23 protein-coding genes are annotated in these 12,589 nt (G+C 30.3%); 22 read left to right on the top strand and 1 reads right to left on the bottom strand.

Annotation, left to right across the window (positions count from 1 at the left end; translation table 11 throughout):
* Position 1: 1 nt before the first annotated feature.
* A complete protein-coding gene (locus CEE44_02935; protein ID TKJ17466.1) occupies positions 2-370 on the bottom strand; it encodes a hypothetical protein in 369 nt (122 codons plus the stop codon).
* Between the two features lie 94 nt (positions 371-464).
* Between CEE44_02935 and CEE44_02930 the strand changes: the two genes are divergently transcribed.
* From CEE44_02930 to CEE44_02825, 22 genes are all read left to right on the top strand, one after another.
* Positions 465-722, top strand: coding sequence for a hypothetical protein (locus tag CEE44_02930; GenBank protein TKJ17465.1), 258 nt, complete (start codon positions 465-467; stop codon positions 720-722).
* 35 nt (positions 723-757) lie between these two features.
* Positions 758-1,537, top strand: coding sequence for a hypothetical protein (locus tag CEE44_02925; protein TKJ17464.1), 780 nt, complete (start codon positions 758-760; stop codon positions 1,535-1,537).
* Positions 1,538-1,760: 223 nt separating this feature from the next.
* Positions 1,761-2,708 (top strand): 50S ribosomal protein L3, encoded by a 948-nt coding sequence (locus CEE44_02920; protein TKJ17463.1) that lies wholly within the window; start codon positions 1,761-1,763, stop codon positions 2,706-2,708.
* Between the two features lie 43 nt (positions 2,709-2,751).
* Entirely contained in the window at positions 2,752-3,552 is an 801-nt protein-coding gene (locus CEE44_02915; protein ID TKJ17462.1) for a 50S ribosomal protein L4, read from the top strand.
* Positions 3,549-3,851 carry a 50S ribosomal protein L23 gene (locus tag CEE44_02910; GenBank protein ID TKJ17461.1) on the top strand — a complete coding sequence of 101 codons (303 nt, stop codon included), beginning with the start codon at positions 3,549-3,551 and terminating at the stop codon, positions 3,849-3,851. Before CEE44_02915 ends, CEE44_02910 begins: the two co-directional genes overlap by 4 nt.
* Before the next feature lie 112 nt (positions 3,852-3,963).
* Entirely contained in the window at positions 3,964-4,677 is a 714-nt protein-coding gene (locus tag CEE44_02905; GenBank protein ID TKJ17460.1) for a 50S ribosomal protein L2, read from the top strand.
* 2 nt (positions 4,678-4,679) lie between these two features.
* Positions 4,680-5,060 (top strand): 30S ribosomal protein S19, encoded by a 381-nt coding sequence (locus tag CEE44_02900; protein ID TKJ17459.1) that lies wholly within the window; start codon positions 4,680-4,682, stop codon positions 5,058-5,060.
* Positions 5,057-5,575: a 50S ribosomal protein L22 gene (gene rplV, locus CEE44_02895; GenBank protein ID TKJ17458.1), complete on the top strand. Its 519-nt coding sequence runs from the start codon at positions 5,057-5,059 to the stop codon at positions 5,573-5,575. Before CEE44_02900 ends, rplV begins: the two co-directional genes overlap by 4 nt.
* A 541-nt stretch (positions 5,576-6,116) precedes the next feature.
* Positions 6,117-6,824, top strand: coding sequence for an HD family phosphohydrolase (locus CEE44_02890; protein ID TKJ17939.1), 708 nt, complete (start codon positions 6,117-6,119; stop codon positions 6,822-6,824).
* Between the two features lie 2 nt (positions 6,825-6,826).
* On the top strand, positions 6,827-7,042 hold the full coding sequence (rpmC, locus tag CEE44_02885; GenBank protein TKJ17457.1) for a 50S ribosomal protein L29: 216 nt from the start codon (positions 6,827-6,829) through the stop codon (positions 7,040-7,042).
* Positions 7,035-7,352: a stress response translation initiation inhibitor YciH gene (locus CEE44_02880; GenBank protein TKJ17456.1), complete on the top strand. Its 318-nt coding sequence runs from the start codon at positions 7,035-7,037 to the stop codon at positions 7,350-7,352. The genes rpmC and CEE44_02880 overlap by 8 nt, the downstream gene beginning before the upstream one ends.
* Before the next feature lie 36 nt (positions 7,353-7,388).
* On the top strand, positions 7,389-7,844 hold the full coding sequence (locus tag CEE44_02875; protein TKJ17455.1) for a 30S ribosomal protein S17: 456 nt from the start codon (positions 7,389-7,391) through the stop codon (positions 7,842-7,844).
* Complete coding sequence (locus CEE44_02870) at positions 7,831-8,232, top strand: 50S ribosomal protein L14 (GenBank protein ID TKJ17454.1); 402 nt, start codon at positions 7,831-7,833, stop codon at positions 8,230-8,232. The genes CEE44_02875 and CEE44_02870 overlap by 14 nt, the downstream gene beginning before the upstream one ends.
* A 10-nt stretch (positions 8,233-8,242) precedes the next feature.
* The gene (locus CEE44_02865; GenBank protein TKJ17453.1) at positions 8,243-8,629 is read left to right on the top strand and encodes a 50S ribosomal protein L24; all 387 of its coding nucleotides are present in this window, start codon (positions 8,243-8,245) and stop codon (positions 8,627-8,629) included.
* Positions 8,580-9,308: a 30S ribosomal protein S4e gene (locus CEE44_02860; GenBank protein TKJ17452.1), complete on the top strand. Its 729-nt coding sequence runs from the start codon at positions 8,580-8,582 to the stop codon at positions 9,306-9,308. The genes CEE44_02865 and CEE44_02860 overlap by 50 nt, the downstream gene beginning before the upstream one ends.
* On the top strand, positions 9,305-9,820 hold the full coding sequence (locus CEE44_02855) for a 50S ribosomal protein L5 (GenBank protein ID TKJ17451.1): 516 nt from the start codon (positions 9,305-9,307) through the stop codon (positions 9,818-9,820). The genes CEE44_02860 and CEE44_02855 overlap by 4 nt, the downstream gene beginning before the upstream one ends.
* Entirely contained in the window at positions 9,817-10,047 is a 231-nt protein-coding gene (locus CEE44_02850) for a 30S ribosomal protein S14 (GenBank protein TKJ17450.1), read from the top strand. Before CEE44_02855 ends, CEE44_02850 begins: the two co-directional genes overlap by 4 nt.
* A 9-nt stretch (positions 10,048-10,056) precedes the next feature.
* Entirely contained in the window at positions 10,057-10,446 is a 390-nt protein-coding gene (locus CEE44_02845; protein TKJ17449.1) for a 30S ribosomal protein S8, read from the top strand.
* A 6-nt stretch (positions 10,447-10,452) separates the two neighbouring features.
* Positions 10,453-10,998, top strand: a complete 546-nt coding sequence (locus CEE44_02840) for a 50S ribosomal protein L6 (protein TKJ17448.1) — start codon at positions 10,453-10,455, stop codon at positions 10,996-10,998.
* A gap of 5 nt (positions 10,999-11,003) precedes the next feature.
* Positions 11,004-11,579 (top strand): hypothetical protein, encoded by a 576-nt coding sequence (locus tag CEE44_02835; protein ID TKJ17447.1) that lies wholly within the window; start codon positions 11,004-11,006, stop codon positions 11,577-11,579.
* A complete protein-coding gene (locus CEE44_02830; protein ID TKJ17446.1) occupies positions 11,576-12,031 on the top strand; it encodes a 50S ribosomal protein L19e in 456 nt (151 codons plus the stop codon). The genes CEE44_02835 and CEE44_02830 overlap by 4 nt, the downstream gene beginning before the upstream one ends.
* Complete coding sequence (locus tag CEE44_02825) at positions 12,028-12,588, top strand: 50S ribosomal protein L18 (GenBank protein TKJ17445.1); 561 nt, start codon at positions 12,028-12,030, stop codon at positions 12,586-12,588. Before CEE44_02830 ends, CEE44_02825 begins: the two co-directional genes overlap by 4 nt.
* Position 12,589: the final 1 nt, after the last annotated feature.

Here is a 12,589-nt window from a genome sequence, read left to right as displayed (position 1 = left end):
ATTATCTAGTAAAATCAGTTTGACCTTCATCAGCCACCACTGTAAGAGAATATACTACGTTCTGATTAATAACAAATTGATTACAAGTAACAGCATTTACGCTTATAACTTCTTCAGGTTTTAGAATATCTCTACTCCAACAAGAATAATAATCATTTACAGTAATTTTAACATTATGCCAATCATAATCATTACGATTTATAACACGCAAATATGTGCCTGAATCACCTAGTTCACCTATCTCTGCTTGTAAGGATTTTTTTTTAGTTATATCTGGATTATTGTTATTAGTTCCAGTACACCCACTCACTAAAAACAGAACAAGTAAAGATAAGGTAATTAATCCAGTGTAATATTTTGGTTTTCTCATCTAATATTTTTATTCTTATAAATATATAAATGTTATGAAAATAAGGGGAAGAATTATATATTATTATTGTTAATTTTATTGGTGGGTGATAAAAATGTATGATTTTTGTATGAATAGGTTGCACAAAGGAAGAGTAAATACATTTAAAATGGAAATGAAGAAAGAATATAAGAAACGTTCTTCATTAGATGAATATTTATGTAAGGATTGTTTAGAAAAAGTGGTCAACTGGAAGAAAGAAAATCCAACTGAAATTAAAGAGGAAGAATTTGATAAGAGGGGATTGTATTTTGCTTTAGAAGAACAAGGGATTAATATTAAAGATAAAATTAAAAATTTTATTTTAAATTAATCAAATAAAACTAGAAAGGATATAATTTATTTAATATGGAAAACTTTATGATTTTATCTAAGTTTGCTCATGTAATAGATCCAAATAATCAAGATTTTATTAGACTATTTTGGTCTTTATACGATAAATTACATATACATAATTATTTTTTATCTCAATTGGATAATTATTTTGAAATTGTAAAAAAAGAGTTTAATGAATGGGATAGGAAGGGTTCATTAAGTAATAAAAATAATATAATATTGTTGGCTTATTTTGAATCATTATTAAATAATGTATACTCTATTATGGAGAATGTTGCAAAAATAACTGTGCCTTTTTTTCTTCCTAAGTATAATTTAAAACGAGGTTTTCGTAAACAACGTAATTGGTTTAAAAAAAATTCAAATCTTCCTGTCTGTAAAGAATATAGTGATTATTTGATTAAAAATCTTGATTGGTATGATAAATTAAATACAATAAGAAGTGAGCCAACTCATTTTTTGAGTGGGCTTATTACATTTGATAAAGATGAAAATGGAATTTACATACCTAAATATTTTAATATAATAAAATCCGATAGGAATAAAAAAGTATTTAAAACGGATAAAATTAATATAGATTTAGATTTTGCACACGAGCTTGGAAATAATATATCAGAATTTTTGGAGTTTTATGGAAAACATTTTATTTCAACTTTAGATTCAAATGAACAAACAAAGATATCTACTGTACTTTTAAATGAAAATACTGGAGAGGCTTCAATCAAACAAGTTTCTGTTAAACTGAAAGATTTAATTTCGGGTAAGGTGAAACTTAAAGGAATAAACAGGTAAGATTTCTAATTTTATTTTTTTAAATAAAATAGGCATTTTTTACACAAAGCCCCTTGTAACCAATAGCTTTATAAATGCCCTACTGATTCTTGCTCATAGGGGCATTTGAAGTAATGATTAGATGCCTGTAACCAGCCTGAAAAAAGGACCTTACCAATACACCCTTGCACGGATATTGGTTTCTTAAAAGGAATCTTTACAAAGAGGTTGTTTAGATAAGAAAATGCCAAAAGCACATAGTCCTAGACACGGAAGTATGCAGTTTTGGCCAAGAAAAAGGGCCAAGTCAGAAGTAGCTAGAGTTAGATTATGGGCTAATCAAAAAGATGCAAACTTAATTGGTTTTGCAGGCTATAAGGTTAGTATGGCTCATGTCATGTTTGAGGATACAAGAGATCGTTCACCTTCAAAAGGCAAAACAGTTTCATGGCCTGTGACAATTATTGAGTGTCCGCCTTTAACTGCATTTTCTATAAAATTTTATAAAAATAATGATTCTGTTTCTCAGGTTTTTGCTGAAAAGTTTGATAAAAATCTTCAGAGAAAGTGTAAGATTCCCAAAAATAAATCAGTTAATGATGTTAAAGAAGAAGATTTTGATGATTTAAAATTAATTGTTCATACTAATCCTGGTTTAACAACTGTTGGAAAGAAAAAACCAGAGATTTTTGAAATGGCTTTAGGCGGGAAAAAAGAAGAGAAATTAAATGCTGCTAAAGAGCTGTTGGGAAAAGAAATACAATTAAAAGATGTATTTAATACTGGACAAATTGTTGATATTCATGCTATTACAAAAGGTAAAGGATTTCAGGGACCTGTTAAAAGGTTTGGAATTGGAATAAGGAGACATAAATCTGAAAAAACAAAGAGGGGTCCTGGAAGTTTAGGCGGATGGAAAGGGCATGCTCATTTTATGTATAGAATTGCGCATGCAGGACAGATGGGATATCACCAAAGAACAGAATATAACAAACAGATCTTGAAAATTGGAGATAAGGAAGAGGGCATAAACCCTAAATCTGGATTTAAACATTATGGAATAATAAAAAATAATTATATAATATTCAAAGGGAGTATTGCTGGTCCTGTTAAAAGATTGATAAGATTTAATCATGCAATAAGACCAAATAAAATGAAAGAAGTGGAGCTTAATATTAAATTAGTACAATGAAAAAAATAAAATTTTTTCAAGGTGTTAATCGGAGATTAAACCAATGATAATATTAGATATTCAAGGGAAAGAGAAAGGAAATATTGATTTACCTTCGCAGTTCAAAGAAACAGTTAGAAAAGATTTGATAAAAAGGGCTGTTGAAGTTATTCAAGCTAATAAAAGACAGCCATATGGTGCTAAAGAAGGAGCAGGAATGAGGGCTTCTGGAAGAATATCGAAAAGAAGACATGATTACAGAACCAGTTATGGCCACGGTATAAGCCGTGTTCCAAGAAAGATTGTATCAAGAAGAGGTACCAGAATGAATTGGATTGGAGCAATTGCTCCTGGAACTGTTGGTGGGAGAAGAGCACATCCTCCTAAATCAGATAAAATTTTTACAAAATCTATCAATACAAAAGAAAGAAAAAAGGCATTAAGATGCGCTTTATCTGCTTCGTTAGACAAAAAGTTAGTAGAAGTAAGAGGACACATCATACCTGGTGCGTATCCTTTTATTGTGAATAATGATATAGAAAAGATAGATAAGACAAAAGATGTTAAAAAGGTTTTAGAAACATTAGGATTTAAAGAAGAATTAGGGAGAACTTCAAAAAAAACCATTAGATCTGGCAAAGGTAAATTAAGAGGAAGGAAGTATAGAGTTAAAAAAGGACCTTTAATTATTGTTGGTAAAGATTGTAAATTATTAAAATCTGCTGTTAATATTTTAGGAGTTGAAATAGTAAAAATAAATAATATAAATTGTGAGTTACTGGCTCCTGGAGCAATGCCTGGAAGATTAACTTTGTTTACAGAATCATCAATCAAAGAATTAGGAGAAAAGAAGTTATTCATATGAAAAAAGAAGTTAAAAAAGGGAAAGAGAAGAAAATCGAGAAAGACAGTTATGGTATTATTAAACATCCTTTATCAACTGAAAAATCATTAAGATTGATGGAATCAGAAAATAAATTAATTTTTGTTGTTGATAAAAAAGCAAACAAACATGATATAAAAAAGGCCATTGAAGATATCTTCAAAGCTAAAGTTATAAAGATTAATACTCTTATTACACAGGATGGATATAAAAGAGCTTATGTTAAATTTTCAAACGAAACACCTGCTATTGATATAGCAACTAATATGGGGTTAATGTAATTTTAAGTAAGATGATTATAAAAGTTCAAGGAGGATGTGGAAAAGTTGATGTGACTTCCGAGCGAAACGAGGAATGTCACCTAAGTTTTGATTAAACTTTTCTTAAAAGTTTATGGGAAAACCATTAATTCAGCAAAGACGTGGAAAAGGATCTGCAAGATATAAAGCGAGATCAAAGAGGTATGTAGGTAGAGTTATTCACTTGAAAAATTCAAAAGATAGAGTAGAAGGAAATGTTATAGATATTGTAAATTGTGCTGGACATTATGCTCCTATTGCTAAAGTAAAATATGATAATGGTGAAGATAGTTTAATTTTTGCTCCAGAAGGAATAAAAGTAGGAGACAAGATAACAGCAGGGAATAAAGAGAATATTGGGCAAGGAGATGTTGTTAAATTAAAGAATATTCCAGAAGGTACTTTAATATATAATATAGAATCCCAACCAGGAGATGGTGGAAAATTCTGTAGAACATCTGGTACTTTTGGAAGATTATTAACAAGAACAGGTAAAAACGTTACAATTATATTACCATCAAAAAAAGAAAAGAAGTTTTGTTCAGATTGTAGAGCTAATATTGGAGTAATAGCTGGTGCTGGAAGAAAAGAAAAGCCTTTTGTAAAAGCAGGAAAGGTATATATGGCAAAGAGGGCAAGAAACAAATTGTGGCCTTCTGTGTCTGGAAACTCAATGAATGCTGTAGATCATCCATTTGGTGGAAGTTCAAGCAATAGGAATAAAATGCCGCTTCAATCATCAAGACACGCTCCTCCTGGAAGGAAGGTAGGAAGTTTGGCTCCTAGAAAAACAGGTAAGAAGAGGTAAAAATGGTAAAAAAAGAATTTGCATATAGGGGAAAATCATTGGAAGAGTTAAAGGGTATGGAACTAAAGGAATTTATCAAATTATTACCTGCTAGAGAGAGGAGAAGTTTAAAAAGGGGATTTACAGAACAGGAAAAAAAATTGATGGAAGAATTAAAGAAAAAGGATAATGTTAAAACCCATTGCAGGGACTTAATAATATTACCAGAAATAATAGGTAAAAAAGTAAGAGTTCATAGTGGAAAGGAGTTTGTCATGGTTATGATTGAACCAGAAATGATTGGGTTTAGGTTAGGAGATTTTGTTTTAACAAGAAAAAATATTAGTCATAGTGCACCAGGAGTGGGTGCTACTAAATCAAGCTCTAATATATCAGTAAAATGATTGTAAAAGAATATAACAAGGAAACAATGGCAAGAACGGTTGGAAGAGCTTTACCTATTTCAACAAGGCATGCTATTGAAATTAGTAATTATATTAGGGGCAAAAACGTTCAGAAAATGAAAACTTTTTTAGAAGGAGTCATTAAAAAGGAAAAAGTTGTTCCATTTACTCGATTCAATAAAGGAGTGGGGCACAAAAAAGGTATGGGCCCTGGAAGATATCCTTTAAAGGCTTCAACAGAGATTTTAAGCTTATTAAAATCTGCTGAAGCAAATGCTCAGTTTAAGGCATTAAATACTGCAAATTTGATTATAGGGCATATCAATGCTAACCAAGGAAGCAATACTTGGCATTATGGGAGACAAAGAAGAAGGAAGATGAAAAGAACTAATATGGATATTATATTGGTTGAAAAAACTCAGGAAAAGAGAAAACCTTCTGAAGAAAAACCTAAAATTGAAATAAAAAAAGAAGATAATAAAAAAGTAGAAGAAGGTAAAAAGAAAAATGATTGAAAGAAAATTTGTCGCTGAAAGATTGAAAGAATTTCAAATTCAAGAGTATGTAGGTAATTTGTTAGGTGATGTTGGTCAAAGTCATATAAAACTTCAAAAAACCCCTCTTGGTGAGAAAATAATTGTTTTTGCGTCTAGACCCGGATTGGTTGTAGGGAGAGGAGGAGAGAATATAAGAAAGTTAACAAGATTATTGAAAGAAGATTTTGGATTGGAAAATCCCCAAATAGAGATAAATGAGGTTGAAGATATAAATCTTGATGCTAATATTGTTGCAGAAAGAATTGCAACATCTTTGGAAAGGTTTGGGTCTTCTAAATTCAAAGGAGTAGGTCATAAGACAATAGAGAATGTTATGGCTGCCGGTGCTTTAGGTGTTGAAATTATAATATCAGGAAAGATTCCTGGTTCAAGAGCAAAAAGATGGAGATTTTATGAAGGTTATCTGAAAAAATGTGGAGACATTTCAATAACAGGTATAAGAACTGCTTATAAAACTGCTAATCTTAAGAAAGGTGTGATTGGTATTCAGGTTAGGATTATGCCTCCTGATATTGAATTGCCTGATAAGATTACGTTTGAAGGAGAGGAGGAAGCAAAAGAACCTGAAGTAAAAGACGAAGAAAAGAAAGAGGAAAAAGAATCTAAATCTGGTCTTCCATTAACACGAGATGCTGCGCTAAAACTTTTGAAAAAGCATAACAAGGAAAAATCAGACCTTAATCACTATCTTGAGAGTGAAGCTATTATGAAGGCTTTGGCTAAAAAATTAGAGAAAAATGAAGAAGAATGGGGTATGCTTGGTTTATTGCATGATGTTGACTGGGGTTTAACAAAAAATAATACTAAAGAGCATTTAACTAAAGCCCCTGAAATTTTAAAAGAAGCAGGATTTAGTGACGATTTTATTAATACTATTATTTCACATGGTTATGGGTTTGATTGTGCAGAGTTAAAAGATAAAAAAAGGACTAAAAAGGTTGAACATGCTCTTGCGTGTTCTGAAACAATTACTGGTTTAATCCATGCTTATGCTTTGATGAGGGGATCGATGGAAGGGATGGAAGTTAAGGGATTGAAAAAGAAATTTAAGGATAAGGCTTTTGTGGCTTCCATCAATAGGGATATAATAAAAGAGTGTGAAAAGTTAGGATTAGAATTAAATGATTTTTTTGAATTAGCAATTGAGGCTATTAAAGGTATTGCTGCTGACGTTGATTTAGTAAAAATCGAAGAAGGTAAAAATTAAATATGGCAATTATAAATAAAAAAGAATTGAAGAATATGAATAAAGGAGATTTAAACGCTAAGCTTTTGGAGCTTAGAAAAGAATTAATTAAAGAAAATGCCCAGATAGCTGTTGGAACAACTCCAAAAAGCCCTGGTCAGATAAAACAAATGAAAAAAACAATAGCAAGAATAATTCAATTATTGAATAATAAGGAGGGTGAAAAAACTAATGAGTGAAATTTGTTCACGATGTGGATTACCTAAAGACCTTTGTGTTTGTGAAACAATAGCCAAAGAAAGCCAAACAATTGTTATTGGCATAGAAAAAAGAAAATTTGGCAAATTAGAAACAACAATAGATGGTATTGATAACAAAGAGATAGACCTTAAGGATTTGACAAAACAACTAAAGTCAAAATTCGCTTGTGGAGGCACAGTGAAAAAAGGGAAAATTGAGTTACAAGGAGAACACACAAAAAAGGTTAAAGAATTTTTAATTCAAATGGGATTTGCATCAAACACAATCGAAATCAAAAAAAGATACTAACAATTGTTTGTATCTTAAAGTTAAAGGAAAGAAAAAATGGTAAAAAAAGCAAGAGACATAGGTGTAAAAGTAAAATTACCTAGTAAGGAATGTAATGATAAGAAATGTCCATTTCATGGCGATATAAGCCTTAGGGGTAAAATCTTTACAGGAATAGTTGTTGCAAGAGATGTTCATAGAAGTGCGACTGTTGAATGGGGTAGACGTATAAAAATTCCAAAATACGAGAGATTTGAGAAGAAGAAGACCAAAATACATGCACATAATCCGCCTTGTATAGACGCAAAACAAGGGGATAATGTAAATATAATGGAGTGCAGGCCTTTAAGTAAAACAAAGAATTTCGTTATAATTGAAAATTTAGGAAAACAATTTGGTTTTGAACAAATTGAAGAAGGATTACAAGAATCAAAACAAGTTCATAAAAAGAAAAACATAGAAGAAAAGGTTCCTGAAAAAGCTAAGGGGGAAATATCTAATGAAGGCGATTAGTGCTAGAGTAACTAGAGGATTGAATGTTGGAAGTTTAGTTGAAACTTGTGATAATTCAGGTGCTAAAGTTATAAGGATATTTTCAGTAAAGGGTTTGAAAACAAGAAAAGGGAGATCTCCTGCTGCAGGAATAGGCGATATATGTCTGGCTTCTGTAGTCAAAGGAAGACCTGATATAAGAAAACAGGTTGTTTTTGCAGTTATTGTGAGACAACGGAAAGAGTACAGAAGACCGGATGGAACAAGAATAAAGTTCGAGGACAATGCTGCTGTTGTTTTGAAAGATGACAAAGGCAATCCAAAAGGCACTTTGTTTAAAGGTGCTATTGCAAAAGAGGCTTGTGAAAGGTGGCCTGGAATTTCAAAATTAGCTAAGATAATTGTTTAAGGTAATTAAAATGAAAAAATTTTCAACAAAACTGAAAAAAAGCAAACAGCCAAGAAAACAAAGGAGGTATCAGTATAATGCTCCCCTCCATATAAGACAGAAGTTTGTTCATGTTCATCTTTCAAAAGAATTAAGAGAAAAACACAATAAAAGGAATGTTGGTTTGAAAAAAGGAGATAGTGTTAAAGTTTTAAGAGGCCAATTCAAAGGAAAGACCGGCAAAGTAGATAAAATTGATTTGAAAAAAGGCAAGGCAATAATCACAGGTGTAGAACTAATAAAAAAGGACGGTTCAAAAGTTATCTATCCAATTACTGTTTCAAACTTGATTATAACTGAATTAGATATTGAAGATAAAAAGAGAAAGAAAATATTTGAGAGGAAAAAGAATGACTAAAAAACATTTGAAAAGATTAAACATTCCAAAAACATGGGATGTTAAAAAGAAAGGAATAAAGTATATTAAAAGACCACTTCCTGGTCCTCATAGTTTTAAGTATGGTGTGGCTTTATCAGTATTTCTAAGAGATGTATTAAAGATTGCGAATACTAACAAAGAAGCAAAATATATTATGAATAATAATGAAGTATTGATTGATGGAATCAGGAGAAGAGATGATAAATTTGTTGTTGGTTTTATGGATACAATTTCTATTCCATCTACAAAAGAATATTTTAGAGTTGTGTTTAATAAAAAGGGAAAATTGGATTATATAAAAATTGATGAAAAGGAATCTAAATTAAAGATCTGTAAAATAAAAGGTAAAAGAATGTATAAAGGTTTACAAATAAATCTTTCAGATGGAAGAAACATCTTAACAGATAAAAAAGATTGTAAAGTGGGAGATGGTGTATTAATAGAATTTCCAAAACAAAACATAAAAGATGTTATAAAACTTGATAGGGGTTCTTTGGTTTTTTTAATTGGTGGAAAACACACTGGAAAGATAGCTAATGTTGTTGAGATAAAAAATAGTGTCATGAAATGTAGTACTAAAGAAGGGGATTTTGAAACATTAAAGAAATATGCTTTTACAATTGGTAAAGAAAAGCCCCTTATTAAGGTTGAAGAATGAATGTTATGCAAAATATAAGGATAGAGAAATTAACATTAAATATAGGTTGTGGTAAAGACCAAGCTAAATTGGACAAGGCTGTTAAACTTTTGAAACATATTGCAGGAGTAGAACCTGTAAAAACCCATACTAAAAAAAGAATACCAGAATGGGGATTAAGGCCTGGTTTGGCTGTTGGTTGTAAAATTACTTTAAGGAAAAAAGAAGCAAAAGAATTGCTTATAAGATTGTTAAAAGCAAAAGATGATATATTAGAAGAGAGTTGTTTTAATGATTCTGGTAATATTTCTTTTGGTTTAGAAGAATATATTGACATTCCTGATGTTAAATATGATCCTGAAATTGGAATCATGGGTTTGGAGGCATGTTTAACTTTGGATAGGCCGGGATTTAGAATAAAAAAGAGAAAAAGAGCGAAAAAGAAGATACCTAAAAAACACAGTATAACAAAAGAGGATGCGGTTAATTTCATGAAAAAAGAATTCAATGTCAAGGTAGGTGAAGAAGAATGAGTTATAGTGATTATAAAAAGGAATTTAAACAATTGAAAGCGAAGCCTGCGAAACTTAAGAAATATATTAAGCACAATAGTCCAAAGAAAAGAAATTGTGGAGTTAGTCTAAAAAGATGCAAGAGATGTGGAAGGATTAGAGGGCATATAAGTAAATATGGGCTTAATTTATGTAGGCAATGTTTTAGGGAAATCGCAAGCGATATTGGTTTTAAAAAGTTCAATTGAGGTTAAAAAATGTTAAATGATATACTAGCAAACACTTTGTCAAAATTATTGAATGCTGAAAAGAGACAAAAGACTGAATGTTTGATAAAACCTAGCTCAAAAGTAGTTAAAAAAGTGTTAGAAGTTATGAAAGATAATCTTTATATTGGTAATTATGTAGAAATAAAAGATAATAGAGGGAATGTTCTAAAAGTAAATCTAATTGGCAAAATAAATAATTGTTGTGTTATTAAACCTAGACATGCTGTAAAGATTGATATGTTTGAAAAATTTGAGAAAAGATTTTTACCTGCAAAGGGTTTTGGTATAATTATTATTTCAACAAATCAAGGAATTATGACTATTGAAGAAGCGAGAAAGAAAAAGATTGGTGGAAAATTAATAGCATATTGTTATTAGGTTCGAATGAAAATAAAAGAATATGAAGGGAAAATTGAAATTCCAGAAGGAATAGAAGTTAAGATAGAGGAGGGTATTATTACAGTTTCAAATAAAGATAAGGAATTGTCAAGACAATTAAAACATAAAAAAGTAAGTTTAAGTGTTGTTGACAAAAATGTTGTTATAAGTTTTAAAAATGGAACAAAAAGAGAAAAAACAATGAGCGGGACTTTTAAAGCGCATATAAAAAATATGTTTAAGGGTGTTACAGAAGGTCATATTTACAAATTAAAAATTTGTTCAGGGCATTTTCCTATGAATGTTACAATGAAAGAGAATAAATTTATTGTAAATAATTTTTTAGGTGAAAAAACACCTAGAGAGTTGAATTTAAAGGATGGTGCTGATGTAAAAATTGAAGGGGATATTGTAACTATTAGTGGTATTGATAAAGAACTTGCTGCACAAACTGCTGCTGATATTGAAATTTTAACAAAAATAAAAGGCAAGGATTTAAGAATTTTCCAGGATGGTATTTATATTACAGAAAAAGATGGTAAGATGGTTTGATTAAGATGGTTGATAATATTGTTAATTTAAGGAATATGAAGAAGAAAAAGAAACCAGATTTTAATAAACAAAGCAGTCATAAAAAGAAAAGGCTGGCCAATAAATGGAGAAAACCTCGTGGATCTGATTCAAAGATAAAAATAGGGCGCAAGGGATATCCAAGAAAGGTGAAGGTTGGATTTAGGGGGCCTGTAGAAGCAAGAGGAATGAGCAGAGATGGCCAAAATATAGTTTTAATAAAAAATATGAATGATATTAAAGGATTAAATAAAGATGATGTTGTTTGTTTATCAAATTTCGGTATTAAAAAGAAAATAGAGATTGTAAAAGAGTGTTTAAAACTTAATTTAAAGATTATGTCTTTAAAAGATCCTGCAAAATTTTTGAGTGATTCAGAAACAAATCTGAAAGAGCAAAAAGAGAGCAAAAAGAAGAAACAGGAAGAAAAGAGCAAAAAAATTGCCGAAAAGAAGAGTAAAGACGAAGATAAAAAAGACGGTATCGAAGCCAAAGTTGATGATGAAGATAAGAAAAAAGAGAAGAAAGAAAAGGATAAGTTATTGACTAAGAGGGAAGTATGAAATTAAAAATTCAGAAAAGATTAGCCGCGGATGTTTTTGGATGTTCAGAAAAACATGTTAGGTTTGATACTGAAAGGTTAGATGAGATAAAAGAAAGCATAACTAAAGCTGATATTAAATCTTTGATAAAAGATAGTGCTATCTATTGTATTCCTAAAAGGGGAGTTTCAAGAGTTAGAGCTAGGAAAATCCAAAAACAAAAGAGTAAAGGTCAGATGCGTGGTAAAGGATCTAGAAAAGGTAAGAAAACTGCAAGATTTCCTAAAAAAGAAAAATGGATGATTAAGATAAGAACTCAAAGAGAATTATTAAGAAACTTGAAAGATGGAGAGATCGTTGATCAAAAAATTTATAGAGAACTTTATAAAAAAGCTCAAGGTGGATTTTTTAGAAGTAGAAGGCATATTAAACTATATATCGAGGAGCATGGTTTGGCTAAAAATAAAAAATGAAACGTGTTGAATTTAGAAGGAAGAGAGAAGGGAAAACTGATTATAAAAAAAGGTTGAACTTATTGTTAAATGAAAAACCTAGATTAATAATAAGAAAATCTTTGAAAAACATGACTATACAACTTATAGAATACAATGAGAAAGGGGATAAAATATTGGTTTCTGCTGATTCTAAAGAACTTGAAAAAAAGTTTGAATGGAAAGCAGGAAGAACAAATTTACCAGCAGCATATTTAACAGGTTATTTGGTTGGGAAAAAGGCAGCAAAAAAAGGCATTAAATGCGCTATTTTAGATATTGGATTAGGAAAGAGTATAAAAGGGGGTAGATTGTATGCCTCATTAAAAGGTGTTTTGGATGCTGGATTAAATGTTCCATGTTCAGAAGACATATTTCCCAGTGAAGATGCGGTAAAAGGGGTTCATATAGCAAATTATGCTCAAAAATTAATAAAAGAGGGAAAATATGAGAAGATTTTTTCATCTTATGTAAAAAAAGGTATTAAAGCTGAAGATATACCTAAATATTTTGAAGAAACTAAAAAGAAGATTGATTAAT

It is taken from the genome of Candidatus Woesearchaeota archaeon B3_Woes (genome assembly GCA_005222965.1).
Lineage (GTDB): Archaea > Nanobdellota > Nanobdellia > Woesearchaeales > B3-WOES > B3-WOES.
This window is presented reverse-complemented; position numbering and strand designations above follow the sequence as displayed.